Genomic DNA, 23,905 nt, shown 5'->3' on the forward strand with positions numbered 1-23,905 from the left:
CCCCTGTCCGCGCCGGCGTCGCGCCGCGACCGCCCCACATTCCGAGCCATGACCGAACGCCTCTTCATCAACGCCGTCGACGCCGGCGGCCAGCCCATCAACCTCGTCGTCCGTGACGGCCGCTTTACCGCGATCGGCGCCGATTGCGCGGCCGCGCCCGGCGCGGAAACGATCGACCTCGACGGCCGCGTCGTGCTGCCCGGCTTCGTCGACGGCCACATCCACCTCGACAAGAGCTTCGTCGGCGATCGCTGGGTGCCGCACGAATCCGTCGGCTCGCTGCGCGAGCGGCTCGCGGTCGAGAAGCGCCAGCTCGCGGCCGCGCCGCCGATCGTCGAGCGTGCGAATGCGCTGATCGCGCAGGCCGCCGCATTCGGCACGGTCGCGATGCGCAGTCACGTCGACGTCGATGCGACGACGGGCCTGTCGAACCTGCAGGCCGTGATGGCCGCGCGCGAGCAATGGCGCGGGATCGTCGATATCGAACTCGTCGCGTTTCCGCAGGCCGGCGTCGTCACGTGCCCGGGCACCGCCGAGATCCTCGACGCAGCCGTGCGCGAAGGCGCGGACGTGGTCGGCGGGATCGACCCGACGACGCTCGACGGCGATGCGGACGGCCAGCTCGACATCGTGTTCGGCATCGCCGAGAAGCGCGGCGCGAAGATCGACATCCACCTGCACGAGCCGGGCGAAACGGGTATCGCGCAGCTGCTGCGGATCGCGGCGCGCACGCGCGCGGCGGGGCTCGGCGGCCGCGTGAACGTGAGCCATGCGTATGCGCTCGGCCAGGTGAGCGATGACGACGTGCAGCGCACCGCGGCGGCGCTGGCCGATGCCGGCGTGTCGATCCTGACGAACGCGCCGGGCGACTGCGCGTTTCCGCCGGTGCAAGCGCTGCGCGATGCGGGCGTGCACGTGTTCGCAGGCAACGACAACATCCGTGACGCATGGTGGCCGTACGGCAACGGCGACATGCTGCAGCGCGCGATGATGGTCGGCTATCGGTCGGGCTTCTACACCGACGCAGCGCTCGGCATCGCGCTCGACATGGCGACGCACGCCGGCGCGCGCGTGATCGGCAAGGAGAACTATGGAATCGCGGTCGGCTGCGATGCGACGTTCGTCGCGGTGCGTGCGCCGAACGCGGCGGCGGCCGTCGCGGGCGTGCCGGCCGAGCGCTGGGTGTTCCGCCGTGGCGAAAGCGACACGGGCGCACCGTTCGCCCCCGCGCTGCGCTTCACGCGCTGACCGACCTGAGCGGCGGCACGGCCCGCGCCGTGCCCCGTTCGCATTGTGACTGCACTGATTGCACTGACCGACCACACCGGAACCGACATGACGAACCTGCTGATCCGCAACGTCCGCCCGAGCGCCGACGCCGCGCTCGACATCCTGATCGAAGGCGATCGCATCGCGCGCGTTGGCCCGTCGCTCGACGCGCCCGCCGGCTGCGCGATCGAGGACGGCGCGGGCGCGCTTGCGCTGCCGGGCCTCGTCGAAGGCCACACGCACCTCGACAAGACGCACTGGGGGATGCCGTGGTATCGCAACCAGGTCGGGCCGCGCCTCGTCGACCGGATCGAGAACGAACGCCACTATCGCGCGACGAGCGGCCATGATGCCGGTGTCGCATCGCTCGCGTTGGCGCGCGCGTTTCTCGCGGCCGGCACGACGCGCATCCGTACCCACGTCGACATCGATACCGAAGCTGGGCTGCGGCATCTGCACGGTGTGCTCGCGACGCGCGAGACGCTGCGCGGGCAAGTTGACATCCAGATCGTTGCGTTTCCGCAATCGGGCGTGCTCAAGCGGCCGGGCACCGATGCGCTGCTGTCCGACGCGCTCGCCGCCGGCGCCGATCTGCTCGGCGGGCTCGACCCGTGCGCGATCGAGGGCGATCCGGTCGAGGCGGTGGACGTGCTGTTCGCGATCGCCGAGCGCCACGGCCGCGGGCTCGACCTCCACCTGCACGAGCGCGGATCGATGGGCGCGTACTCGCTCGACCTGATCCTGCAGCGCACGGCCGCGCACGGCATGCAGGGCAAGGTGACGATCAGCCACGGGTTCTGTCTCGGCGATATCGCCGAACGCGAGCGCGATGCGCTGCTGGCGCGGATGGCCGAACTCGGCGTCGGGCTCGTCACGACCGCGCCCGCGGCGGTGCCCGTGCCGCCGGTGGCCGCGTGCCGCGCGGCGGGCGTGACGGTCATCGGCGGCAACGACGGCGTGCGCGATACGTGGACGCCGTACGGATCGCCCGACATGCTCGAACGCGCGATGCTGATCGGCATGCGCAACGATTTCCGCCGCGACGATGCGCTCGAAGTCGCGCTCGACTGCGTGACGAACGGCGCGGCGCGCGGTTGCGGCTTCGGTGATTACGGGCTGCAGCCGGGCAGCCGCGCGGACGTCGTGCTGGTCGACGCGCTGACGTTCGCCGAGGCCGTCGTCGCACGGCCGGTGCGGCGGCTCGTCGTGTCGTCGGGGAAGATCGTCGCGCGCAACGGCGCGCTGGTCTGAGTGACGCCTGCGCGCGGCGTCGCCCCGGTATGATCCGGTTTTCAGCCGGATCTCCCGGGAGACGACGATGCGACGCACGACAGCGGCACGGGCCGCACGATGGATGGCGGCGGCCCTGTTCGCCGTGAGCGCCGCGCATGCGGTGGCGGCCGGGCCGACGGACGCGCAGCAGGAAGCCAACCGGCGGACGGTGCTCGCGTTCTACGAAAAAGGCCTGAACGAGAAAGACGCGGACGCCGCGCTCGCGTATGTCGGCGATCGCTACGTGCAGCACAACCCGAACGCGGCCGACGGCCGCGACGGTTTCCGCAAGTTCGTCGCATTCCTGCGCGACAAATATCCGCAGTCGCACAGCGAGATCAAGCGCTCGTTCGTCGACGGCGACTACGTGATCCTGCACGTGCACGCGGTGCGCGAACCCGGCACGCGCGGCAGCGCGATCATGGACATCTTCCGGCTCGAGAACGGCAAGATCGTCGAGCACTGGGACGTCAATCAACCCGTGCCCGAGCAGGCCGCGAACGGGAACACGATGTTCTGACGGGTACCGGGCGTGTCGACGCGCTCCGCGATCTCATTGCATCGGCCGTGCCGGCGCGGCGGCGGCGTCCTTCACATTGCCGCCGCATCCGGCTTTCTTGCTACTCCTCGAGCTCCAGCATCGTCGCGAGCGACTTCGTCAGTTCGCTGACCATCGGGTCGGCCGTGGGTCGATGCAGGATCGCGATGTCCATGTGCTCGATCGGTGCGAAACCCTGCTTCGCGGTCAGCACGACGTGCTCGTCCGTCACCACGCGCGCCGGTAGCACGCTGATGCCGAGCCCGTCCGCGACGGCGGCCTGGATGCCGCTCAGGCTCGACGTCGTGAAGCTGATCCGCCAGCGGCGGCCGCGCTCCTCGATCGCCTTGATCATGTCGTCGCGATAGAGCCCGCGCGGCGGAAACACGACGATCGGCACCGGGTCGAGATCGATCGACGGATGCTTCGCGCTGTCGATCCAGCGCAGCTTCTCGGGCCAGCGCACGACGGCTTCGCGGCTGTCGCGCCGCTGCTTGATCAGCACGAGGTCGAGCTCACCGCGGTCGTATGCCGCGCTGATGTCGCGGCTCAGCCCGCACATCACTTCGAGCTTGACCTGCGGATGCTCGCGGTTGAACGCCGCGAGCGCGTGCGTCGTGCGGCCTGCCGCGAAATCGTCGGGCACGCCGAGCCGGATCGTCAGCGCGACCGTGGTGCCCGACAGCGCTTCCTGCATTTCGTCGTTCAGCGCGATCATGCGCCGCGCGTAGCTGAGCACCGTCACGCCCGCATCGGTCGGCCGCACGTCGCGCGTGCCGCGGTCGAGCAGGCGGTGCCCGGCGATTTCCTCGAGCCGGCGCACCTTCTGGCTGACCGTCGACTGCGTCGAATGCAGGCGCGCGGACGCCGTCGTGAAGCTGCCGCAGTCGGCGACCATCACGAGCGCGCGCAGCAGGTCGAGGTCGAACAGGGGTCTATTCATTTCTGCACTTCTGTGGATTCGAACATTTCATTTCCAAATGCGTGCGACGACTTTTAACATGGCCGGACGCCGCGGGCAATCGCGGTTTCGCCGGACTCGGTGCGGCGTCGCGCGGCGCGACCGGGGCGCCTGACGCATGGCATCGGCCGCGCATCGGCGTGCGCGGCACGCAAGGAGGAAACGGGATGTTTTTCAAACGGCTCGCGATCGTCGGTTCGTTCGCGTTGACCACGCTCACGTCGGCGGTGGCCGCCGCGGATGGTGGCGCGCTGGACGGCCGGCTGCGCAGCGCGGCCGATCGCGGCGATGCGGGTGAAGTGCGCACGCTGCTCGAGCGCGGCGCGCAGATCGATTCACGCGACGGGCAGGGCCGCACGGCGCTGCTGATCGCGACGCACGGCAATCACGTCGATGCGGCGCGCGTGCTGATCGACGCGGGCGCGGACGTCAACGCGAAGGATGCGATCCAGGACAGCCCGTACCTGTATGCCGGTGCGCGCGGCTATCTCGACATCCTGCGGATGACGCTCGCGCATGGCGCCGATTTGCGCAGCACGAACCGCTATCGCGGCACCGCGCTGATTCCGGCGGCGGAGCGCGGCCATGTCGATACGGTGCGCACGCTGATCGATGCGGGCGTGAACGTCGACCATGTGAACCGGCTCGGCTGGACCGCGCTGCTGGAGGCGATCATGCTCGGCGACGGCAGCGAGCGGTATGTGCGGATCGTGCAACTGCTCGTGGACGGGCACGCGAACGTCGATCTGGCCGATTCCAACGGCGAGACGCCGCTGCAGCATGCGCGGCAGCGCGGATATGGGGCGATCGAGCGGGTGCTGGTGACGGCGGGGGCGCGGTAGGGGTCACCTACGGCGCGATTTTGGTTCGGGCGTGCCACCGGGAAGTTTCCGCAGGAATGCTTCGGCCAGTTCGACGCAATAGTCGAACGACGGCGTGTAGCCGAGTGTCCGGATGTCGTCGAAGCGTGGCTGTACGAACGCACGATGCTCCTTGAGCAGGCGCAGAAACGTATCGCGATGCCGGACGAGGAATGCACCGGCTGCGATCAGGCTCTCCGGTTCACGCTCGATGACCAGGCACAGATCGAACAGGTCCCGCGCGGTTGGTCGATCGCCACGGTGCCACATTTTCTTGGCGACGATCTCCGCGGAAGTCTCGACCTTGACGACGTGATCCATCAGCATCCATTCGTCATAGCCGGGAGACGTCAGATTCCGGGAGACCACGAAGTCGATTTCGCCGTCGGGCAGCACGAGCTTCACGAACCCGGCGTGTTCCTCGTAGTTCGTCGCGATGTCGGCTGCAGCGTCGCTGATGCGTGGATTCACGTATCCGAGATACTGTGGATCGGGTACGAAGATGTCGACATCCTTGCTGACGCGATGGCCGTGACGAAGCATCAGGACCGTGCCACCGCCAAACGTCCAGAACGGATTTGACGTGCCGTGCTTCCGTATCTCTTCGACCAGCGCCAGCGCGTGACGGAAAAGACCTTGCCATGGGCCGTCGGGCAAGGTGGATGGTGTCGTCATGCCCATACCTCCCGGTATAGATGAAGATCCTTCGACCATGCGGCGAGGTTTTTCCAGATGGTCCGAAGGGGCGTGCCTGAGCGCTCGGCGGCTTCCTCGGCGGCTTTCACCACCACCGGCAGCGGCACTTCGTCGAGGATGACGGAAAACTGCGATTCATATCCCGTCGGAATCCGTCCGGTAGCCAACGCGTCGGCCAGCAGCCGTTCGGTCAATTCACCCTTGTAACTGACGTTTGAGCTCACAACGGCCTTGTAGAGACCGTTCTGCGGCTGTCGCGGTAGCGCCAGGAGTTCGATGCCGAGCACGCTGAGCAGCGGAATCAGCTTGTTGACGCCGAGATCCTTGACCTTGCCCGATTCGAGCTGGTTCACGGTGAGGCGAGACAAGCCGGCGAGCTTTGCAAGTTGAGCCTGTGTGAGGTCGAGTTCTGCCCGCCGTTTCGCAACAGCCTGACCAATTTCATAGAGTTGCATGGCGACCTTCCGACGTGGGTACAGCGATCTCGAATGTAAGTTATATCTTACATCCCTGGATGGTTTTCGTTCTCGGAGAATTCCATCGTGGTATAGGGCGCATCGCCCACAACGCCGGACAAGCTTGGTCGAGGCCGTGCCGAGATCATCGGTATAGACATCGTCATCCCACAGATATCCGGAAAAACACGCGCTGTGGCGAGGGGGCATCGTGCAGGGTAAACACCTCGGAATGTGATGAAAGCCACGCGTGGCAGTCATGTTTCAAGCCCGTCGCCTTCTTCCTTCCCGATTCAATCCTCCATTCACCCCGCCCCCGTTTCCCCCGCTTGCGCTCAAAAATTGAGCGGTCTAGACTGCATCGCAGTTTCATCGAAGTCCCTGTCTTTCGCGCACCGCGCCGGGCGTTCCGGCGCAACGCTCCCACCGGACGCCGGCGCTTGCCCGCCGCGTCGAGACTTTCTAGGACACGCCATGAACCGCACTGCAAAGCTCCTCGTTACCGCGCTGGCGTTCGCGCCGCTCGTGTCGTTCGCACAGGACACGTCGACGATCCGCTGGGGCATCGACCCCACGTATCCGCCGTTCGAGGCGAAGCAGGCCGACGGCTCGCTCGCCGGCTTCGACATCGACCTGCGCAATGCGATCTGCGAGCAACTGCATGCGAAGTGCGTGTGGGTCGAGCAGGGCTTCGACGGGATGATTCCGGCGCTGCGCGCGCGCAAGTTCGACGTGATCATGTCCGCGATGACGGCCACCGACGAGCGGCTCAAGCAGATCGACTTCTCGAACAAGCTGTATGCGTCGCCGGGCGCGCTCGTCGCGCCGGTCGGCTCGAAGCTGCTGCCGACCGCCGCGTCGCTCGCGGGCAAGCGCATCGGGATCGACCAGGGCACGACGCAGGAGACGTACGCGAAGGCCGAATGGGCGACCAAGGGCGTGACGATCGTCTCGTACCAGAATCAGGACCAGGTGTACCAGGATCTCGTCAACGGCCGCCTCGACGCGACCTTCCAGGACAAGACGCAGGCCGGCTACTCGTTCCTGAAGACGCCGCGCGGCAAGGGCTACGCGTTCGCAGGCCCCGACGTGACCGACGTGCGGATTACCGGCTACGGCGTCGCGATGGGCGTGCGCAAGGGCGACGACGCGATGAAGAAGCGGCTGAACGACGCGATCGTCGCGATCCGCGCGAACGGCACGTACCAGAAGATCGCCGCGAAATACTTCGACTTCGACATCTACGGCGCGAAGCAGCAGCTGACTTCGGCACCGTGATTCCGTGATTCATTCAATCGACAGGCACACCATGACGAGTATCCAGGACCGCGTCGCGCAAGCCGTGACGCCCGAACTGATCGCCGCGTTCCGCGAGGAAGGGGCGGTCTGCATCAAGGGAATCTTCTCGCCCGACGAAGTCGCCGCGCTGCGCGCCGGCATCGACACGAATCTCGCACAGCCGAGCGAGCGCGCGAAAGTCGCGAGCCGGCCCGACGATCCGGGCTGGTTCTTCGAGGATTTCTGCAACTGGCAGCACAACGACGCGTATCGCGATTTCATCGTGCGCTCGCCGGCACCGTCGGTGGCCGCCGCGCTGATGGGCACCGACAACGTGCGGCTGCATCACGACCACCTGCTCGTGAAGGAACCCGGCACGCGGCAACGCACGCCGTGGCACCAGGACCAGCCGTACTACAACATCGAAGGCGACGACAACGTCAGCATGTGGATTCCGGTCGATCCGGTGCCGCTCGAATCGACGCTGGAATTCGTCGCGGGCTCGCATCTCGGGCCGTGGCTGATGCCGCGCACGTTCATGGACAAGGAAGCGAAGTGGTTCCCGGAAGGCAGCCTGGCCGACTTGCCCGACATCGAAAGCGATCGCGCGGCGTTTCCGATCCGCCACTGGGCGCTCGAGCCCGGCGACATGGTGTGCTTCCGGATGCTCACGCTGCACGCGTCGGGTGGCACGCAGAACCGCCGCCGCGCGTTCTCGATCCGCTTCGTCGGCGACGATATCCGTCACGCGCCGCGCCGCTGGAAGACGTCGCCCGATTTCCCCGGGCTCGCGGAGCAGCTGCCCGACGGCGCGCCGCTCGATCACCCGCTGTTTCCGGTCGTGTGGTCACGTGGCGCGGGGCAGGCCGGCGCGATCTGACGTTGCTGGAAGGGCATGACGGACGCGGCGGCCGTTTCCGGATGAAACGGCCGCCGCGCGCTTGTGTGCGGGAAAAGGATCAGGTCGGGTGGCGTCCGGCGCCCGGCTTGAAGCGCGAGCCGAGCCGGTAGCGGTTGCCCGGATGCAGGAAATGCACGAACGTGACGGGCAGCCCGTTCGTCCAGGTGCGGCGCGTGAGCGTGAGGCACGGCTCGTCGGCGCGCATGTCGAGCAGTTGTGCCTGTTCGCCGGTCGGCAGCGCCGCATCGACCACGTGCTCGATCTCCAGTTCGTAGTGCGACACGTTGTTGTACAGGTACTCGGACGGCGGCTCGACCTGGAAATCCTGGTCGATGAAACCGGGTGCGGCGGCCGGGTTCACGTAGCGGTCCTCGAGCTGGATCGGGCGGCCGTTTTCCTCGTGCACGCACACCACATGAAACACCGGCGTGTTGACCGGCAGGCCGAACGCGGCCGCGACGTCGAACGACGCGGGTTCGCTCGACTGGCTCAGCACGCGGCAGCGATATTCGTGCCCGCGCGCGCGGATTTCGTCGCGGATGTGCGCGATCATCAGCAGGTTCGACTGCGGCTTCACTTCGGCGACGAAGGTGCCGACGCCCGCGATGCGCTTCAGTACGCCTTCCTCGGTCAGCTCGCGCAGCGCGCGGTTGACCGTCATGCGCGCGACGCCGAACTGCGCGGCGAGATCGAGCTCGGACGGAATGCGATCCCCGGGGCGCCAGTCGCCCGATTCGACGTTCTGGCGAACGAGCGTCTTGATCTGCTGGAACGGTGCGGTGGCCTTCGTGACCATCGGGGATCCTTGCGCGAAGAGGTGACGATGCTAGTCGTCGTGACTGACGACGACCAGGATCTCCGCCTGCGCGGTGCCGAGGCTGCGCGTGCGGTGCGGGATGAGTGCGTTGAAATAGACTGAATCGCCGGCCTTGAGTTGCACCGTCTCGTTCGGAAACTCGATTTCGACGCGCCCCTTGTGTACGAACAGGAATTCCTCGCCTTCATGCTCGCGGAGCGTCGATGCGACGAATTCGTGCGGAGGATGCACGATGAACGGCAGCATCTTCTTCGGCGCGACGCCGGCCGCGATGCTCTCGAAGCGGTGCGCGTGGCTGTCGGCCGCCGCGCCCATCGCCGTGCGCTCGCCGGCACGCGTGACCGTGATCAGCTCGCGGTTGTGGCTTTCCGAGAACAACTGCTCGACATCGACATTCAGTGCCTTCGACAGCTTCAGTGCGACCGCGATCGACGGCACGCTCAGGCCACGCTCGACTTTCGACAGGTAGCTCTTGGTGAGGCCCGTCTCGTCGGCCAGCACGTCGAGCGTCCAGCCCTTCTGTTTTCTGAGCAGCTTCAGGCGAATCGTCATGGGGCGCCAGGTGTCCTTCGAAAAACCGATTGTAACGCATGACACAAAGTGTCCTTTGGTGTATCGTGTGTCACGTGATGCCGGGGAAACGGCCGCGGACGGCGCGGCAAACCCGATCCATTCAGGAGGCGAACATGGCGGAAACGCTGAATTTGACGAAGGACGCGCTGGTCGCGCTGGCGGAGCGGCGGCTGGAGAACGCGGTGGGCGACAGCGGCTGGTCCGCGCAGCAGAAGCTCGCGCTTACGTGCCGGATTTTGTTCGACGCCGGTCATGATTCGGGCCTGGCCGGGCAGATCACCTGCCGCGCGGGCGACGCCGGCACGTACTACACGCAGCGGCTCGGGCTCGGCTTCGACGAGATCTCGGCCGCGAACCTGCTGCGCGTCAACGAGGATCTCGACGTCGTCGACGGCGAAGGCATCCCGAATCCGGCCAACCGGTTCCATACGTGGATCTACCGCGAGCGCCCGGACGTGAACTGCATCATCCATACGCATCCGGCGCATGTCGCGGCGCTGTCGATGCTCGAGCAGCCGCTCGTCGTGTCGCACATGGACACTTGCCCGCTGTACGACGATTGCGCGTTCCTGAAAGACTGGCCCGGCGTGCCGGTCGGCAACGAGGAGGGCGAGATCATCTCGAAGGCGCTGGGCAGCAAGCGCGCGATCCTGCTGTCGCATCACGGCCAGCTCGTGGTCGGCAAGACGATCGAGGAGGCCTGCATCCTCGCGCTGCTGATCGAGCGGGCCGCGAAGCTGCAACTGCTCGCGATGTCGGCCGGCGAGATCAAGCCGGTGCCGCCGGCGCTGGCGCGCGAAGCGCACGACTGGATTTCGAAGCCGAAGCGCGATGCGGTGACGTTCGACTACTACGCGCGCCGGGCATTGCGCACACATCAAGACTGCGTCGCATGAGCGGGCGATTCGTCGCCGTCGTGCCAGACCATCACTGAGGAATACAAATCGTGTCCATCTTGCTGAAAGGCATCATTGCCTACCCGGTTACGCCGTTCACCACGGACGGCGATGTCGACCTGAACGCGCTCGATGTGCTGATCGACCGCCTGATTGCCGACGGCGTCCACGCGATCGCGCCGCTGGGCAGTACCGGCGAAAGCGCGTACCTGTCCGACGCCGAATGGGAGGCAGTCGCCACCGCGTCGATTCGCGCGGTGCGCCGGCGCGTGCCGACCGTCGTCGGCATTTCCGATCTCACCACGGCGGGCGCGGTGCGCCGCGCGCGCTTCGCCGAACAGGCCGGCGCCGATGCGGTGATGGTGCTGCCGGTGTCGTACTGGAAGCTCGGCAACGACGAGATCGTTGCGCACTATCGCGCGATCGGCGCTGCCATCGGCATCCCGATCATGCTGTACAACAACCCGGCGACGAGCGGCGTCGACATGTCGCCCGACCTGATCGCGACGATCTGCCGAACCGTCGACAACGTGACGATGGTGAAGGAGAGTACGGGCGACATCGGGCGGATGCACCGGCTTGCTCAACTGAGCGACGGCGCGATCCCGTTCTATAACGGCAGCAATCCGATGGCGCTTGCCGCGCTCGCGGCGGGGGCGGCCGGATGGTGCACGGCCGCGCCGAACCTGAATGCGGCGTTGCCGCTGGCGCTGTTCGACGCGATGCGCGCGGGCGACCTGGCGCGCGCCAGGGCGGTTTTTCATGCGCAGTTGCCGCTGCTGCAGTTCATCGTCAACGGCGGGTTGCCGGTGACCGTGAAGGCCGGGTTGCGCCTGCGCGGCTTCGATGCGGGCGAACCGAGGAAGCCGCTGATGCCGCTCGGCGACGCGCGCACGCGCGAGCTCGAACGCCTGCTCGCGGCACTGCCGGACGGTGTGACGACATGAGCGATGCAGCACGGCCGGCGATCTCGGCCGCCATCGGCGCGGTGCGGGTCGGTACGAGCCGGCCGCTGGCCGGCACGTCGCACGCCAGCGCGATCGACAAGCGGTCGGTCGACTCGCGCCTGTGGCTGGGCACGCTCGGCTTCGCCGGCGACGAGCAGGCCGATGCGCGGCATCACGGCGGCCCCGACAAGGCGGTCCACCACTATGCGTACGATCACTATGCGTGGTGGTCCGCGCAGATCGGCACACGCGACGTGCTCGCGCAACCGGGTGCGTTCGGCGAGAACCTGTCGACGCGCGGCGTGACCGAGCACGACGTGTGTCTCGGCGACGTGTTCACGCTGGGCGGCGCCGTGCTTCAGGTGTCGCAGTCGCGGCAGCCGTGCTGGAAGCTCAATGCGCGTTTCGATCATTCGCGAATGGCCGCGCTCGTGCAGCAAAGCGGCCGAACCGGCTGGTACTACCGTGTGCTGCAGGAAGGCTGGGTGGCGCCGGGCGACGTGCTGGCGCTACATCGGCGCGACTATCCGCAATGGCCGCTGTCGGCCGTGCTCGACGTGCTGTACCGGCGCACGCTCGACATGGCCGCACTCGACGCGTTGTGCGACGTGCCGGACCTGCCGCCCGGCTGGCGCAAGATGCTCGACAAGCGCCGGACGGAGCGACAGGTCGAAGACTGGACGAAGCGGCTCGAAGGAAGTTGACGGGCCGCGTGGCCGCGTAACTTAGTGGCTCGGCAGTTCCCGCACGTCGGCGGTCGGCACCGAGCCGAACGCATCGCTCAGCGCATAACCGATCAGCTGTCGCGCGGCTGCCTCGGGCGTCGCGAGCGCGCCGCTCGATTTCAGCTGGTCGAATTTCTCGCGCATCGGGAAGTTGTCTTCGCTGGTCGAGCGGATCGTCGCCTGCATGCCTGTATCGACGACGCCCGGCGCGACGCTGCAGATCCGCACTGCGCGGTTCGCGTCGAGCGCGACTGCACGCGCATGGTGATCGAGCGCGGCCTTGGTCGCACAGTAGATGCTCCAGCCCGGGTAAGCGTTGCGCGCCGCGCCGCTCGACACGTGCAGGATCCGGCATTCGGTCGTGGCCGATGCCGCCTGCGCGAGCACGGCCGACAGCATCAGCGGCGCCGCGACGTTCACGCCGACCGCGCGCGCGACGATCGTCGGATCTTGCGCGGCGAGCGGGCCGATCGGATCGACGATGCCCGCGTTGTTGAACAGCAGCACGATCGACGCGCCGTCGACGAAGCGGCGCAGCGTATCGCCGGCCAGCCAGGCCGCGACGGCCGACGTGTCCGACAGGTCGAGTTCGATTTCGGTGAAACGGTCGCCGGCTTGCGACGCGAGCGACGGATGACGGCTGCGCGACACGCCGAGCACGGCGATGCCTTCCAGCAGCAGTTGTTCGGCGAGCGACGCGCCGAGGCCGCGCGTGTGTCCGGTGACGATGGCGCGCACGTGCGGGGCGGAAGAGGAGGCGGTCATGGCGGTGAGCGGTTCGAAGGGGTGAACGGATAGCGGCGTCGACGCGCGGTGCGCATGCGCGGCGGCATGGCGGGCGGGACGGGCGATGCGTGGTGTGGCGTGCGAAGGCGGTCGCGCGCCGCTGCGGACGCCTAGGTGACGCATATCGTAGCGCCCGGCTGCGCGTCGCGCAAACGCCGCTGTGGGCGAGGACGCGGCATCCGCTGCGCGGCACCGCATCCATTGCCTCACGGCACCGGCCGGCCGACAGGTTGGACGAAAGCCGGCTGCGGCAAGTGCGCGCGCCGGCACGCCGCGCGGCGCCCGGCCACGCCTCGCGAGCTATCATATGGCTCGCCCGTGCGCGATGCCGGACGGGCCGCGACCGTTTCCCTTCACCTGCTGCACGCTGCGACGCCAACCATGAACACCACGCCGGATACGCCCACGCCACGCGCCCTTCGCGAACTCACGCCCCTCGAGGCCCGCATTCTCGGTGTGCTCGTCGAGAAACAGCACACGGTGCCGGACACCTATCCGCTGTCGCTGAATGCGCTGACCGCGGGCTGCAACCAGAAAACCGCGCGCTCGCCGGTGATGAACGTCAGCGAGGATGAAGTCACGACCGCGCTCGACGGGCTGAAGCATCTGAGCATCGTGATGGAAGGCAGCAGCAGCCGCGTGCCGCGCTTCGAGCACAACGTGAACCGCGTGCTCGGCATCCCGAGCCAGGCGATCGCGCTGCTGACGATCCTGCTGCTGCGCGGCCCGCAGACGGCCGCCGAACTGCGCCTGAACAGCGCGCGCCTGCACGGTTTCGCGGATATCTCGTCGGTCGAGGCATTCCTGGACGAACTCGCGGCGCGCGCGCAGCCGCTCGTCATCCGGCTGCCGCGAGCGCCGGGCGCACGCGAGAACCGCTGGATGCACCTGATGTGCGGCGAAGTGAACGTGGCCGACTTCGCGAGCGCGGATGCCGGCGGTGCCGATTCCGTGCCGCCGTCCGAATTCGAAGCGCTGAAGGCCGAACAGAAGCGCCTCGCGGATGAAGTGGCGCGATTGAATGCGCTGGTTCTGCGGATGGCCGGCGAGCTGGGCATCGACGTCGACGCGCAAGGCGACGCGTCCTGACGCCGAGGGCGGCGGTGCCTGCCTATCGGCCGGCTCCGTCGTTGCACAGCCGGGCTGGGGCGCGATGCGGATACCCCCCGCATCGCCGCGTTACTTCAGCTTGACGCCCGGTACGAGATAGCGTGAACCGCCCGGTTTCAGGATCGGTGCCAGCGCCGCAAACGGCGCATCGAGCTGCGGCCCGAGACAGGCCCCCATTGCGTGCCCGATACCGGAGACGACGAACGACAGCTTGCCGGGCGCATCGAATTCGAACGCCAGATACTGCGGGAACACGTCGGCGCATGCCATCGAATCGCTTTCGCCGTCCGTCACGTGTTCACCCTGCGTTGCCTTGTCGCGCAACCGCGTAATGAAGCTCACCATCGCGGGGCTCGTTCCCGGATCGCCGTCCTTGCCTACCGTAGTCGCGTCGATCACGCGATTCCAGTCGAGGTACGTACCACGCAGCAGGTCGAACGTGACTGGATCGTAGTGATTGTTCGGATGGGCGCCACCGCAGTACGTACTGCCCGATTCCACGATGCCGAGTGCCGCGGGTGACAGCCACGTGACTGTCACCTGTTCGTCGTCGTAGTCGCCGAGCGAACCGGCTGCCGGCCCGTCGTCGGTGTAGCGGGTCGACGCGCATTCGAGCGCGGCGAGATTCATCTGCCAATGTTGCTGCTCGAGCAGGCAGTTGACCCGTGCCATGACCGCCGGATCGGGATGACGGCTCAGACGCGGATACATGAGCTTCGTGCGCGGGTCGCGCCACATCCGGTATGCGACGGTGCCGCTCCCAATCTCGGGGCCGGCCGGCTGCGCGTGCCCGGCAAGCTTCAGCGTGGCATAAGGCGCCTGCCGCATGTCGATGGCCACGCCGCTTGCGATACCGCTGCCGACGCCACCGGCGATGCTGTTGGTAACGGCTTCGACGGAGCCGGGCGCAACCGCGTCGGGATCGTATTCAGCCATGCGCCGCAGCGTGAAGCTGCGCGTCTTGCCGGTGCGCGCGTCGGTCCAGTGGCCGCGATAGCCGCCCTTGTCCCGCGTGCCGTGCCAGGTGGCCGCGGCATGATCGAAATCGGCTTGTTCGCCGAATCCCAATGGACTGCGCGCCTCGTCCGGCAACTGCGTTCGCACGAGCGGTTCGATCAATTCCGCGGGCGTGCCGTGCAGCGGAATATCGACGCCGTGCTGCGCATAGAAGTAGCGACCCGAGATTGAACCATCCGCAGCCGGGCGATTGTCGAGTTCCATCACGACGGCGCCGGCGCCTTGCAGCGTTCCTTCGTAGACCGTGCGCGGTGCGGCATTCGCGAAGCCCGCGTGCAGTGCGACCAGCACCCACGCTGTCCGGATCAGCGGGCGCATCACCAGCGGCACCCGGTCTGTTCGGATGCGTCGACATCCAGCGCGCGGCCGAACGCGGTCTTCTTGCCGGTGCGCGCGCTGGTATAGGTCATCGAATAGATGATCGCGCCCTGGGACATCATTTCGTAACGCCCGTTGAACTTGCCGTCGACCATTTCGACCCAGGTCGTCGTGTACTGGTGCGGACGGCTTTCGTCGAGCACTGCGTCTTCCTCGTGCTCGATCACCAGCGGCAGGGCGGTTTTCGATTGCGCATACCGGACCATGCCGCCCGACCATTTGACCGCATCGTCATAGTAGGTGCGCATCTCGAAGCGCACGGGCTTGTCGCCCTCCGACCTGAAGCAGAACACGTCGGTGGACACCTTGGCGAATGCCGGCAGCGACAGGCAGAGCAGCGCGGCGGTGAGGACTGTTTTCATCGCGTTGTGTGAGAAATGAAGCGGTACGTCAACCGATGCTGATCCGCGTGGCGCCCGCATCGACGAGCTGGAACAGCAGATCCTCGACGGCCGCTCCGGGTGCGGAGCCGAGATCCGCATTGACGCGCCACCCGTGCTCCGTGCGAACGGGTTCCGACAGATAGTGAACGATGGCATGCAGCCCGTCTTCGCCCGGCGTGTTCTCGTCGTCGACATCGAACCATGCGAAGAACCACGTCTTGAACGCCTCGACCGCCGCACTTTCGTCGAGACCGTCGGCCTCGATCGTGGCCCAGTCCCATACGAACGGGCGGATCGACACGGCCGCCGTTTCGAGGGTGAACGCGAACGGCTCGAAATCCAGCTGCGTGGTCGAATCGACCATCACCGGCTGGCCGGCCGATTCGCCTTCGGTTGCGATGATGTCGGACCGGCACGGCAACGCAAGCGGCCCTTCGGTGGCGAGCGTGCCGTCGGCCCGCCGGTAGGCCGGTTCGACGAATACGGCCGGTTGCGCAGCCGCTTTCGCGAGCCGGTCGGCATACGGTTGGCGGATGGCGTGGAGCAGTTCGGAGACGGTCATCGTGGCGTGTCGGTTGGGCAGGGAACGATCGGTCACAGGCAGGCGGTGCGCCGCGCGGCCGGCATCGCACGACGCGGCCTTCGGTGCCGGACAGCCGAGATCGTACGGCACTTCGGCAAAACGCGGACAGTCGGCCGAACGGCCGGAGCGACCCGTATCACGCGTCGATGGGTTTAGACGTTTACCTTCAAACAATGGAAAACGCCCATCGAGTGCGGGCGCGTTGTGCTTCAATGAATCCGGTTGGTACTCCTACTAAAATTACAAATTCAGAACAGCCCGGATCATTCATTCACAGGAGACAGTCGATGGCTCGGAAACGGTTTTGAAGCGGCACGCACGATGGTCTGCAACACCGCCGAACTTCCTTCGATGAAAGCAGGTTATCCCAGGGGCTCCACCCATGTCCTCCCGACGTTTCATGATGGCCGTGGCGGCCATGTCCGCCACGCTGGCCATCGCTGCACCGCCCGCCAGCGCCGCCGCGCCGACCGTGTCCGACCCGTTCTACACGTACACCGGCACCACGCCGTTGGCATCGATTCCACCAGGCACGGTGCTCAAGACGCGCAACGTTACCTATCACGTGGCCGGCATCCCCACCGCGCTGACCGCGCAGCAGTTGCTGTATCGCACCCATAACGCGCTGAACCAGCCGGTCGTCAACGTGACGTCCGTGATCAAGAGCCAGGTCAGCAACGGCCAGGCCATCTCGTACCAGTCGGCCTATGACTCGCTGAACCCGTACGACGAGCCGTCGCAGGTGATCGCCGGCGACCGCGACGTGACCAAGGTCATCAATGTCGGCACGCTGCTCTACAGCGCGGAATCGATTCCGCTGTCGACACTGCTGCTGCTCGGCTACAACGTCATCGTGCCCGATACGGAGGGCCAGACGGCCGACTTCGCTGCCGGCCCCGAATACGGGATGACGACGCTCGATTCGATCCGCGCGGCGCTCAATACGCCGTCGACGGGCCTGAACCCGTCGAGCAAGGTCGCGATGATCGGCTATTCCGGCGGCGCGATCGCGACGAACTGGGCCGCGCAGCTCGCGCCGAGCTACGCGCCCGACATCAACAGGCAACTCGTCGGTGCGGCGGAAGGCGGCGTGCTGGTCGATCCCGCGCACAACCTGCGCTATGTCGACGGCAGCATCGTGTGGGGCGGCGTGGCCGCGGCCGCGCTGGCCGGGCTGTCGCGCGGCTACGGCTTCGACCTGACGCCCTATCTCAGCGACACCGGCGTCGCCGTGTTCAAGGACATCCAGAGCCAGTCGCTCGCCTACATCCTGCCGAAGTACACGGGGCTGCACTGGGGCACGCTGTTCAAGCCGCAATACGCGAACGACATCAACAGCATTCCCGTGTACGTGACGTATGCGAACAAGGTGAATGCCGGGCTGGCCGCATCGCCGACGATCCCGATGTTCATCGGCCAGGGTACGGCCGGCGCGCTCGATGGCACGTTCAGCAGCCAGGTGGGTGACGGCGTGATGATGGCGTACGACGTGCGCGCGCTCGCGCAGAAGTTCTGCGCCAGCGGCACGCCGGTCACGTACACCGAATATCCGCTCGAGCATGCGGGTGCGATCGTGCCGTGGGTGGCCGGCATGCTGCCGTGGCTCTACGACCGCTTCAACGGGAAAACCGCGCCGAGCAATTGCTGGCTGACGTCGTTGCTGCCGAGCAATTCGCTGGCGCCCGAGACGCTGCATTAGCCGCAACGCCGCGTGTGATGCGGCGCGTGGCCGGGCGACCCTGCGCGGGTCGCCTTTTTCTTTTCGCCGGTTGATTTCCGTCGCGCTGCCGTCATGCAGCCGCGCCCGTTCCCCCGCCGCAACCCGCCGCCGTCCCGCCCGGGTGCCATAATCGAGCCTGCCCATCATTCCAGACGTCCCCCGGAGAATCACCATGCAGAACCTCGACAATCCTTCCCATGATCGCGAGGTAGGCAGCGCCGACGCGACGCAGGACACTACGCGCATCGACGACGTCCGCATCGGCGCCGTGCGCCCGCTGATTTCGCCGGCGCTGCTGCTGGACGAAATGCCGGTGCCGGCCGCCACGCAGACGCTCGTCGAGGATACGCGCCGCGCGATCGGCGACATCCTGCACGGCCGCGACGACCGGCTGCTGCTCGTCGTCGGCCCGTGCTCGATCCACGATCACGACCAGGCACTCGATTACGCGCGCCGCCTGAAGGTGGCCGCCGATGCGCTGAAGGACGACCTGCTGATCACGATGCGCGTCTACTTCGAGAAGCCGCGCACGACGGTCGGCTGGAAGGGCTACATCAACGATCCGCGCCTCGACGGCAGCTTCCGCATCAACGAAGGGCTGCGCGCGGCGCGGCAACTGCTGCTCGACATCAACGCGCTCGGCCTGCCGGCGTCGACCGAATTCCTCGACCTGCTGAGTCCGCAGTACATCGCCGACCTGATCGCGTGGGGCGCGATCGGCGCGCGCACGACCGAGAGCCAGAGCCATCGCCAGCTCGCGTCGGGCCTCAGCTGCCCGATCGGCTTCAAGAACGGCACCGACGGCGGCGTGCAGGTCGCGTCCGATGCGATCGTCGCCGCGGCCGCGAGCCATGCGTTCATGGGGATGACGAAGATGGGGATGGCCGCGATCTTCGAGACGCGCGGCAACGACGACGCGCACGTGATCCTGCGCGGCGGCAAGAACGGCCCGAACTACGACGCCGAACATGTCGAGGCGAGCTGCGCGGTGCTGCGCAAGGCCGGCTTGCGCGAGCAGGTGATGGTCGACTGCTCGCACGCGAATTCGAACAAGTCGCACGACCGGCAGATCGACGTCGCGCAGGATCTCGCGCGGCAACTGTCGCAGGGCGAGCAGCGGATCGTCGGCGTGATGGTCGAGAGCCATCTCGAAGCCGGGCGCCAGGACCTGAAGCCGGGCGTGGCGCTGAAGTACGGCGTATCGATCACGGATGCGTGCCTGAGCTGGACGCAGACGGAGCCCGTGCTCGACGTGCTGGCCGACGCGGTGCGGCAACGGCGCGCGCAGTCGCGCAACGCGTGACGGGGGTGAACCCGACATGACCGGTTTCCCGTCCGACGCGCCGGTCATGCAGGGCGACCCTTCTGCTTCCGGCATGACGGCACGGGCACGGGTGCCACCCGGCAAGCTGTTCACGATGTCGGGCGTCGGGTGGGCGGCGATGCTCGGTTCGCCGCTCGCGGGCGGCATCCTGCTCGCGGCGAACGCACGGCGTCTCGGGAATCGCGCGCTCGCGCAGCGGCAGATTCTCGCAACGGCGCTCGTCACGCTCGTGTCGATCGCGCTGTATGCGATGGTGGACATACCGGAAACCACGGTGGTGCAGCACGCGCTCGTGCATGCCGTCGTCATTGCCGGTCTCGCCGGGACGATCGTCTATGCACGACACGTGCAAGGCGCGGCCGTCGCCGCTCACAGGGCCGCCGGCGGCGCGCTGGAATCGAACTGGCGCGCGGCGGGAATCGGCCTGCTGACGCTGCTCGGCGTCTGGTTGTCGATTGCCGTGGTGGGCGTGGCGCTGGGTGTCGCGGGCGTGCTGAACTTCAACAACGACCTGCAGATCCTGCGCAGTTATCCGGTGCCTGCGGAGCTGCGTTTGCCTCCGGAATGGCGGGTCGTGAGCCAGCCGGAAGGTCGCGGCGACGTGAGCTACCGGATCCGGCGTTTCAGGTTCGGGCTGATCTCGGCGGGGATCGACTTCGCCATCGACGACAAGAGCGACGATGCCCTGACGAGCCTATGCGACGGGTGGGACGAGCCGGTCGAGGAAGGCGGCAGCGCGATCGGATCGTCGCACGCGGCGAACAACACGATAGCCGGCCGGCCCGCACAGAAGTGCGAGCACAAGGAGACACTCCGCGAAGTAGTCGTCCACCAGTCGGTCGTGGTGACCTCCGGCGACACGAAGACCTGCGCGCTGGTCTACACGGCGCGCGAGGAAAACTACGCGCGTTATCTACCGGAGTTCTACCGCGTACGCGATTCGCTGCGGTGTCCGTAACGTCACCATCGCGTGGGGAGCGTGACAGGGGCTGCGTCATCGCGTCCGATGCAGCGTTGCGCGAGTGGCGCTAACATGGGCCGGTGCGATGCGTCGTGCGCAGGCCGCCGCGCTTCATGCGACGCAGGCACGGAGGCGGCTTGGCCGGCCGCCGATACCGACAACAATTCACTGGAGTACCTGACAGCATGGCTTTCTACAAGACCCTCATCGCAGCAACCGTCCTCGCCTCGAGCGTCAGCGCGCACGCGCAGATCGCGGGCGCGCAGCCGATCAGCGTGACCGTCGAGCAATCGCAGGCGCTGCTCGAAGGCTGGAGCGTGAAGAAGAGCGTGCTCGGCAAGGCCGTCTACAACGACGCGAACCAGAAGGTCGGCACCGTGCGCGACCTGATCGTCGCACCGGACGGCTCGGTGTCGGCGGCGATCGTATCGGCCGGCGGCTTCCTCGGCGTGGCCGCGCACGACGTCGCGGTGCCGATCGCGTCGCTCGACGTGCGCAACGGCAACATCTACCTGCCGGGCGCGACGAAGGACGCACTGAAGGCGACGCCCGCGTTCCAGTACGCGAAGGTGCCGTCGCCGCCGAAGCCGAAGAAGGTCGACGACAAGCACTGAGCAACGTTGATTTACCCGGCCCGGGGCGCAATGCGCCGGGCCGGGTCCGGCCGACCGCGCGCCCAGGAGGCTCGCACGTCGGTCCAGACACTCAGGCCGCGGGCACTTGCTCGCCCAGCCAGTTTCCGCTGAACCCGAACGCGACCGGCCCGCTCAGAAGCACACTGCCGGCGCCATCCCAACTCACAGTCACGTCGCCGCCGTCGCATTCGACGCGCACTGACGCATCCAGCAGCCCGCGCCGGATGCCGTTGACGACCGCGCCGCACGAACACGATCCCGAACCGAGCGGCACGCCGCCGCCGCGCTCCCAGATGCGCAGGCGAATATGCGTGCGATCGATGACCTGAACGAAATGCACGTTGGTTTTCTGCGGAAACAGCGGATGCGTTTCGATGGCCGGGCCGAGCGCCGCGACATCGATCGCGCGGAGATCGTCGACGAAGAACGTGCAATGCGGATTGCCCATGTTGCACGCGGCCGGCGCGCCGGGCAGCGGCAGCGCGAGGGTGTCGAGTGCCTCGGCGACCGGCACGTCCCGCCAGCCGGTGAGCGGCAGGCCCATCTCGACGGTGATCAGGCCGTTCGGCTCCGTCGAGCACACGAGATACCCGCGGCGGGTCCGCAACACGAGCGACGCCAGGCCGGTTTCCCGGATCAGTTGCCAGGCGACGCCGCGCGTCGCGCTGCCGCAGGTGTCGAGCGGCGAGCCGTCGGCGTTCCAGAACGCGACGCGGGCCGCCGCGTCGTCGCAGTCCGACACGACCGCGAGCTGGTTGAAGCCGATGCCGCAACGCCGGTCGCCCATGCGCCGCACCAGATCGCGGTCGATACGGTGCGCTTGATCCTGACCGCGCAGGTCGACGATGACGAAGTCGTCGCCGTTCGCGTGCATTTTCTGAAATCCGATCGGCATGGCGGTTCCGGTATCGAGGCAGGCGAACACTGTACGGTGCGCGCCGGCCGGGATCAATGCCGTTCGGGCGCAGGGCTGTACAGCGCCGCGCGAGTCGAGGCGCCCGATGCGCGGCGCGCTGCCCGATTGCCGATCACGTCGTTGCCACGCCGCCCGCGTGCGTCACGCACCGCTTGGGGCACGCCCCAATGCGAAGCAAATCGTAAGGCATGTAATATAAATGAAAGATCAATTCGGATCTGTCCGTAGTCGTGACTCCCGCGCGCTCGCGTAACGGATCCGACCCTCCGTCACGCGTCATGCCCGACTTCAACTGAAACGCCTCATGGAACAACTCGTCGATTTGCTCAACGGTGTTATCTGGAGCCCCGCGCTCATCTTTCTCTGTCTTGCCGCGGGGCTGTACTTCTCGCTGCGCACGCGCTTCGCGCAGGTTCGCCACTTCATCGAGATGCTGCGCCTGATGCGCGGCAGCAAGGCATCGGCGGAAGGCGTGTCGTCGTTCCAGGCGCTGGCGATGTCGCTGTCGGGGCGCGTCGGCACGGGCAACATCGCGGGCGTCGCGACGGCCATCACGTTCGGCGGCCCCGGCGCGATGTTCTGGATGTGGCTCGTCGCGTTCCTCGGCGCGAGCACCGCGTTCGTCGAATCGACGCTGTCGCAGATCTACAAGGTGCGGCGCGAAGGACAGTATCGCGGCGGCCCCGCGTATTACATCGAGAAGGGGCTCGGCATCCGCTGGTATGCGGTGGCGTTCGCGATAGCCACCGTGCTCGCCTGCGGGCTGCTGCTCCCGGGCGTGCAGGCGAACGGGATCTCGTCCGCGATCGAGAATTCCTTCGGCATCGCGAAGCCCGTCACCGGCGCGGTGCTCGTGCTGCTGCTCGGGCTGATCATCTTCGGCGGCGTGAAGCGGATCGCGCGCGTCGCGGAAATCGTCGTGCCGTTCATGGCGCTCGGCTACATCCTGATCGCGTGCGTCGTGATCGCGCTCGACATCGAACGCCTGCCGGGCGTCGTCAGGCTGGTGTTCGAAAGCGCGTTCGGCTTCGAGGCCGGCTTCGGCGCGGTGCTCGGCATGGCGATCCAGTGGGGCGTGAAGCGCGGCGTCTATTCGAATGAAGCGGGGCAGGGCACGGGCCCGCACGCGTCGGCCGCCGCCGAAGTGACGCACCCGGCGCAGCAGGGGCTCGTGCAGGCCTTCTCCGTCTACGTCGATACGCTGTTCGTCTGCTCGGCGACGGGCTTCATGATCCTCATCACGGGCGCCTACAACGTGGTCGCGCCGAACGGCCGCGCGCTGTTTTCGGGCGCGGCCGGCATCGAGGCCGGCCCCGGCTACACGCAGATGGCCGTCGAATCGGTGCTGCCGGGCTTCGGTGCGGCGTTCGTCGCGATGGCGCTGTTCTTCTTCGCGTTCACCACCATCCTCGCGTACTACTACATCGCGGAAACCAACGTCGCGTACCTGAGCCGCACGCGCAGCAGCGCCGCCGGCACGTTCGTGCTGCGCGCGGTGATCCTGCTCGCCACGCTGTACGGCGCGGTGAAGAGCGCGAGCGTCGCGTGGGCGCTCGGCGATATCGGCGTCGGGCTGATGGCATGGCTGAACATCGTCGCGATCCTGCTGCTGCAGAAGCCGGCGCTTAAGGCGTTGCGCGACTACGAGGCGCAGAAGCGCGCGGGACGCGAGCCGTCGTTCGATCCGGCCGCGCTCGGCATCGCGAATGCGACGTTCTGGGAGAAGCGGAGCGAGGCGAGCGGCGCGCGCGAGAGCCGGGCCGAGCCGGTTGTGATGGCCGAACGGCAGTCGTAGCGCTGCACACCGCATGGGCGTGGCCGGCCGAGACGGCGGCCGCGCGCGCCGCGGGATTGATTCGTTTCGCACTGGCGGCCGGCCCATTCGTTGCCGGCCGTTTTGCATG

25 protein-coding genes are annotated in these 23,905 nt (G+C 67.2%); 15 read left to right on the forward strand and 10 right to left on the reverse strand.

Annotated elements, in window-relative coordinates; genetic code table 11:
• Positions 1 to 48: 48 nt before the first annotated feature.
• The 3 genes from ACN8ZM_RS31155 (at position 49) to ACN8ZM_RS31165 (ending at position 3,061) form a co-directional block, all read left to right on the forward strand.
• Positions 49 to 1,248, forward strand: coding sequence for an amidohydrolase family protein (locus ACN8ZM_RS31155; RefSeq protein WP_420211708.1), 1,200 nt, complete (start codon positions 49 to 51; stop codon positions 1,246 to 1,248).
• Positions 1,249 to 1,335: 87 nt separating this feature from the next.
• On the forward strand, positions 1,336 to 2,520 hold the full coding sequence (locus ACN8ZM_RS31160) for an amidohydrolase family protein (protein WP_420211709.1): 1,185 nt from the start codon (positions 1,336 to 1,338) through the stop codon (positions 2,518 to 2,520).
• Positions 2,521 to 2,587: 67 nt separating this feature from the next.
• On the forward strand, positions 2,588 to 3,061 hold the full coding sequence (locus ACN8ZM_RS31165; protein WP_060342270.1) for a nuclear transport factor 2 family protein: 474 nt from the start codon (positions 2,588 to 2,590) through the stop codon (positions 3,059 to 3,061).
• A 100-nt stretch (positions 3,062 to 3,161) separates the two neighbouring features.
• Here ACN8ZM_RS31165 and ACN8ZM_RS31170 read toward each other — a convergent pair whose 3' ends face one another.
• Positions 3,162 to 4,022: a LysR family transcriptional regulator gene (locus ACN8ZM_RS31170; RefSeq protein ID WP_420211710.1), complete on the reverse strand. Its 861-nt coding sequence runs from the start codon at positions 4,020 to 4,022 to the stop codon at positions 3,162 to 3,164.
• 185 nt (positions 4,023 to 4,207) lie between these two features.
• Between ACN8ZM_RS31170 and ACN8ZM_RS31175 the strand changes: the two genes are divergently transcribed.
• Positions 4,208 to 4,882 (forward strand): ankyrin repeat domain-containing protein, encoded by a 675-nt coding sequence (locus tag ACN8ZM_RS31175; RefSeq protein WP_420211711.1) that lies wholly within the window; start codon positions 4,208 to 4,210, stop codon positions 4,880 to 4,882.
• A 3-nt stretch (positions 4,883 to 4,885) separates the two neighbouring features.
• On the opposite strand, the gene ACN8ZM_RS31180 is transcribed toward ACN8ZM_RS31175, so the two are convergent.
• Entirely contained in the window at positions 4,886 to 5,575 is a 690-nt protein-coding gene (locus ACN8ZM_RS31180; RefSeq protein WP_043186516.1) for a nucleotidyl transferase AbiEii/AbiGii toxin family protein, read from the reverse strand.
• Positions 5,572 to 6,051 carry a helix-turn-helix domain-containing protein gene (locus ACN8ZM_RS31185; RefSeq protein WP_039340418.1) on the reverse strand — a complete coding sequence of 160 codons (480 nt, stop codon included), beginning with the start codon at positions 6,049 to 6,051 and terminating at the stop codon, positions 5,572 to 5,574. Before ACN8ZM_RS31185 ends, ACN8ZM_RS31180 begins: the two co-directional genes overlap by 4 nt.
• A gap of 474 nt (positions 6,052 to 6,525) precedes the next feature.
• Here ACN8ZM_RS31185 and ACN8ZM_RS31190 point away from each other — a divergent pair, with 474 nt between their 5' ends.
• Both ACN8ZM_RS31190 and ACN8ZM_RS31195 read left to right on the forward strand, forming a co-directional pair.
• On the forward strand, positions 6,526 to 7,329 hold the full coding sequence (locus ACN8ZM_RS31190; protein ID WP_205822192.1) for an ABC transporter substrate-binding protein: 804 nt from the start codon (positions 6,526 to 6,528) through the stop codon (positions 7,327 to 7,329).
• Positions 7,330 to 7,360: 31 nt separating this feature from the next.
• Positions 7,361 to 8,209: a phytanoyl-CoA dioxygenase family protein gene (locus tag ACN8ZM_RS31195; protein ID WP_205822191.1), complete on the forward strand. Its 849-nt coding sequence runs from the start codon at positions 7,361 to 7,363 to the stop codon at positions 8,207 to 8,209.
• 79 nt (positions 8,210 to 8,288) lie between these two features.
• Here ACN8ZM_RS31195 and hutC read toward each other — a convergent pair whose 3' ends face one another.
• Positions 8,289 to 9,026, reverse strand: a complete 738-nt coding sequence (gene hutC, locus ACN8ZM_RS31200) for a histidine utilization repressor (protein ID WP_043186433.1) — start codon at positions 9,024 to 9,026, stop codon at positions 8,289 to 8,291.
• 30 nt (positions 9,027 to 9,056) lie between these two features.
• Complete coding sequence (locus tag ACN8ZM_RS31205; RefSeq protein WP_043186436.1) at positions 9,057 to 9,599, reverse strand: helix-turn-helix domain-containing protein; 543 nt, start codon at positions 9,597 to 9,599, stop codon at positions 9,057 to 9,059.
• 134 nt (positions 9,600 to 9,733) lie between these two features.
• Here ACN8ZM_RS31205 and ACN8ZM_RS31210 point away from each other — a divergent pair, with 134 nt between their 5' ends.
• The 3 genes from ACN8ZM_RS31210 to ACN8ZM_RS31220 are packed head-to-tail and all read left to right on the forward strand — an operon-like array spanning position 9,734 to position 12,167.
• Positions 9,734 to 10,516 (forward strand): aldolase, encoded by a 783-nt coding sequence (locus ACN8ZM_RS31210; RefSeq protein ID WP_205822190.1) that lies wholly within the window; start codon positions 9,734 to 9,736, stop codon positions 10,514 to 10,516.
• Positions 10,517 to 10,566: 50 nt separating this feature from the next.
• Positions 10,567 to 11,463 carry a dihydrodipicolinate synthase family protein gene (locus ACN8ZM_RS31215; RefSeq protein WP_420211712.1) on the forward strand — a complete coding sequence of 299 codons (897 nt, stop codon included), beginning with the start codon at positions 10,567 to 10,569 and terminating at the stop codon, positions 11,461 to 11,463.
• Positions 11,460 to 12,167 (forward strand): MOSC domain-containing protein, encoded by a 708-nt coding sequence (locus ACN8ZM_RS31220; protein ID WP_420211713.1) that lies wholly within the window; start codon positions 11,460 to 11,462, stop codon positions 12,165 to 12,167. The genes ACN8ZM_RS31215 and ACN8ZM_RS31220 overlap by 4 nt, the downstream gene beginning before the upstream one ends.
• 21 nt (positions 12,168 to 12,188) lie before the next feature.
• On the opposite strand, the gene ACN8ZM_RS31225 is transcribed toward ACN8ZM_RS31220, so the two are convergent.
• On the reverse strand, positions 12,189 to 12,953 hold the full coding sequence (locus tag ACN8ZM_RS31225; protein ID WP_420211714.1) for an SDR family oxidoreductase: 765 nt from the start codon (positions 12,951 to 12,953) through the stop codon (positions 12,189 to 12,191).
• Positions 12,954 to 13,355: 402 nt separating this feature from the next.
• On the opposite strand from ACN8ZM_RS31225, the gene ACN8ZM_RS31230 reads away from it, so the two are divergent.
• Positions 13,356 to 14,063 carry a YceH family protein gene (locus tag ACN8ZM_RS31230; RefSeq protein WP_420211715.1) on the forward strand — a complete coding sequence of 236 codons (708 nt, stop codon included), beginning with the start codon at positions 13,356 to 13,358 and terminating at the stop codon, positions 14,061 to 14,063.
• Positions 14,064 to 14,153: 90 nt separating this feature from the next.
• Here the strand turns inward: ACN8ZM_RS31230 and ACN8ZM_RS31235 are convergent, their stop codons facing one another.
• From ACN8ZM_RS31235 to ACN8ZM_RS31245, 3 genes are read right to left on the reverse strand one after another with little or no spacing between them, the layout of a single operon-like run.
• Positions 14,154 to 15,419, reverse strand: a complete 1,266-nt coding sequence (locus ACN8ZM_RS31235) for a hypothetical protein (protein WP_420211716.1) — start codon at positions 15,417 to 15,419, stop codon at positions 14,154 to 14,156.
• Complete coding sequence (locus ACN8ZM_RS31240; RefSeq protein WP_420211717.1) at positions 15,419 to 15,841, reverse strand: hypothetical protein; 423 nt, start codon at positions 15,839 to 15,841, stop codon at positions 15,419 to 15,421. Before ACN8ZM_RS31240 ends, ACN8ZM_RS31235 begins: the two co-directional genes overlap by 1 nt.
• Positions 15,842 to 15,869: 28 nt before the next feature.
• A complete protein-coding gene (locus ACN8ZM_RS31245) occupies positions 15,870 to 16,424 on the reverse strand; it encodes a hypothetical protein (RefSeq protein WP_420211718.1) in 555 nt (184 codons plus the stop codon).
• Between the two features lie 403 nt (positions 16,425 to 16,827).
• Between ACN8ZM_RS31245 and ACN8ZM_RS31250 the strand changes: the two genes are divergently transcribed.
• The 4 genes from ACN8ZM_RS31250 to ACN8ZM_RS31265 all read left to right on the forward strand — a co-directional run bounded on the left by ACN8ZM_RS31250 (position 16,828) and on the right by ACN8ZM_RS31265 (position 21,064).
• On the forward strand, positions 16,828 to 18,144 hold the full coding sequence (locus tag ACN8ZM_RS31250; protein ID WP_420211719.1) for a lipase family protein: 1,317 nt from the start codon (positions 16,828 to 16,830) through the stop codon (positions 18,142 to 18,144).
• A 193-nt stretch (positions 18,145 to 18,337) separates the two neighbouring features.
• Positions 18,338 to 19,468, forward strand: a complete 1,131-nt coding sequence (locus tag ACN8ZM_RS31255; RefSeq protein WP_420211720.1) for a 3-deoxy-7-phosphoheptulonate synthase — start codon at positions 18,338 to 18,340, stop codon at positions 19,466 to 19,468.
• A gap of 16 nt (positions 19,469 to 19,484) precedes the next feature.
• Positions 19,485 to 20,447 (forward strand): hypothetical protein, encoded by a 963-nt coding sequence (locus ACN8ZM_RS31260; protein ID WP_420211721.1) that lies wholly within the window; start codon positions 19,485 to 19,487, stop codon positions 20,445 to 20,447.
• Between the two features lie 188 nt (positions 20,448 to 20,635).
• Complete coding sequence (locus ACN8ZM_RS31265) at positions 20,636 to 21,064, forward strand: PRC-barrel domain-containing protein (RefSeq protein ID WP_043186457.1); 429 nt, start codon at positions 20,636 to 20,638, stop codon at positions 21,062 to 21,064.
• A 91-nt stretch (positions 21,065 to 21,155) separates the two neighbouring features.
• Here ACN8ZM_RS31265 and dapF read toward each other — a convergent pair whose 3' ends face one another.
• Positions 21,156 to 21,980, reverse strand: coding sequence for a diaminopimelate epimerase (dapF, locus tag ACN8ZM_RS31270; RefSeq protein ID WP_420211722.1), 825 nt, complete (start codon positions 21,978 to 21,980; stop codon positions 21,156 to 21,158).
• 325 nt (positions 21,981 to 22,305) lie between these two features.
• Between dapF and ACN8ZM_RS31275 the strand changes: the two genes are divergently transcribed.
• Entirely contained in the window at positions 22,306 to 23,796 is a 1,491-nt protein-coding gene (locus ACN8ZM_RS31275) for an alanine/glycine:cation symporter family protein (protein WP_420211723.1), read from the forward strand.
• Positions 23,797 to 23,905 lie beyond the last annotated feature (109 nt).

Source organism: Burkholderia aenigmatica (assembly GCF_048627025.1).
Taxonomy (GTDB): Bacteria; Pseudomonadota; Gammaproteobacteria; order Burkholderiales; family Burkholderiaceae; genus Burkholderia; species Burkholderia aenigmatica.

Bases quoted from the DNA above. Each gene is read 5' to 3' on its own strand.
- hutC (WP_043186433.1), bottom strand. From the start codon at position 9,026: ATGGTCACGAAGGCCACCGCACCGTTCCAGCAGATCAAGACGCTCGTT.
- ACN8ZM_RS31240 (WP_420211717.1), bottom strand. From the start codon at position 15,841: ATGAAAACAGTCCTCACCGCCGCGCTGCTCTGCCTGTCGCTGCCGGCA.
- ACN8ZM_RS31235 (WP_420211716.1), bottom strand. From the start codon at position 15,419: ATGCGCCCGCTGATCCGGACAGCGTGGGTGCTGGTCGCACTGCACGCG.
- ACN8ZM_RS31160 (WP_420211709.1), top strand. From the start codon at position 1,336: ATGACGAACCTGCTGATCCGCAACGTCCGCCCGAGCGCCGACGCCGCG.
- ACN8ZM_RS31175 (WP_420211711.1), top strand. From the start codon at position 4,208: ATGTTTTTCAAACGGCTCGCGATCGTCGGTTCGTTCGCGTTGACCACG.
- ACN8ZM_RS31255 (WP_420211720.1), top strand. From the start codon at position 18,338: ATGCAGAACCTCGACAATCCTTCCCATGATCGCGAGGTAGGCAGCGCC.
- ACN8ZM_RS31190 (WP_205822192.1), top strand. From the start codon at position 6,526: ATGAACCGCACTGCAAAGCTCCTCGTTACCGCGCTGGCGTTCGCGCCG.
- ACN8ZM_RS31205 (WP_043186436.1), bottom strand. From the start codon at position 9,599: ATGACGATTCGCCTGAAGCTGCTCAGAAAACAGAAGGGCTGGACGCTC.
- ACN8ZM_RS31225 (WP_420211714.1), bottom strand. From the start codon at position 12,953: ATGACCGCCTCCTCTTCCGCCCCGCACGTGCGCGCCATCGTCACCGGA.
- ACN8ZM_RS31260 (WP_420211721.1), top strand. From the start codon at position 19,485: ATGACCGGTTTCCCGTCCGACGCGCCGGTCATGCAGGGCGACCCTTCT.
- ACN8ZM_RS31220 (WP_420211713.1), top strand. From the start codon at position 11,460: ATGAGCGATGCAGCACGGCCGGCGATCTCGGCCGCCATCGGCGCGGTG.
- ACN8ZM_RS31185 (WP_039340418.1), bottom strand. From the start codon at position 6,051: ATGCAACTCTATGAAATTGGTCAGGCTGTTGCGAAACGGCGGGCAGAA.
- ACN8ZM_RS31165 (WP_060342270.1), top strand. From the start codon at position 2,588: ATGCGACGCACGACAGCGGCACGGGCCGCACGATGGATGGCGGCGGCC.
- ACN8ZM_RS31210 (WP_205822190.1), top strand. From the start codon at position 9,734: ATGGCGGAAACGCTGAATTTGACGAAGGACGCGCTGGTCGCGCTGGCG.
- ACN8ZM_RS31250 (WP_420211719.1), top strand. From the start codon at position 16,828: ATGTCCTCCCGACGTTTCATGATGGCCGTGGCGGCCATGTCCGCCACG.
- ACN8ZM_RS31275 (WP_420211723.1), top strand. From the start codon at position 22,306: ATGGAACAACTCGTCGATTTGCTCAACGGTGTTATCTGGAGCCCCGCG.
- ACN8ZM_RS31170 (WP_420211710.1), bottom strand. From the start codon at position 4,022: ATGAATAGACCCCTGTTCGACCTCGACCTGCTGCGCGCGCTCGTGATG.
- dapF (WP_420211722.1), bottom strand. From the start codon at position 21,980: ATGCCGATCGGATTTCAGAAAATGCACGCGAACGGCGACGACTTCGTC.
- ACN8ZM_RS31230 (WP_420211715.1), top strand. From the start codon at position 13,356: ATGAACACCACGCCGGATACGCCCACGCCACGCGCCCTTCGCGAACTC.
- ACN8ZM_RS31265 (WP_043186457.1), top strand. From the start codon at position 20,636: ATGGCTTTCTACAAGACCCTCATCGCAGCAACCGTCCTCGCCTCGAGC.
- ACN8ZM_RS31180 (WP_043186516.1), bottom strand. From the start codon at position 5,575: ATGACGACACCATCCACCTTGCCCGACGGCCCATGGCAAGGTCTTTTC.
- ACN8ZM_RS31195 (WP_205822191.1), top strand. From the start codon at position 7,361: ATGACGAGTATCCAGGACCGCGTCGCGCAAGCCGTGACGCCCGAACTG.
- ACN8ZM_RS31155 (WP_420211708.1), top strand. From the start codon at position 49: ATGACCGAACGCCTCTTCATCAACGCCGTCGACGCCGGCGGCCAGCCC.
- ACN8ZM_RS31245 (WP_420211718.1), bottom strand. From the start codon at position 16,424: ATGACCGTCTCCGAACTGCTCCACGCCATCCGCCAACCGTATGCCGAC.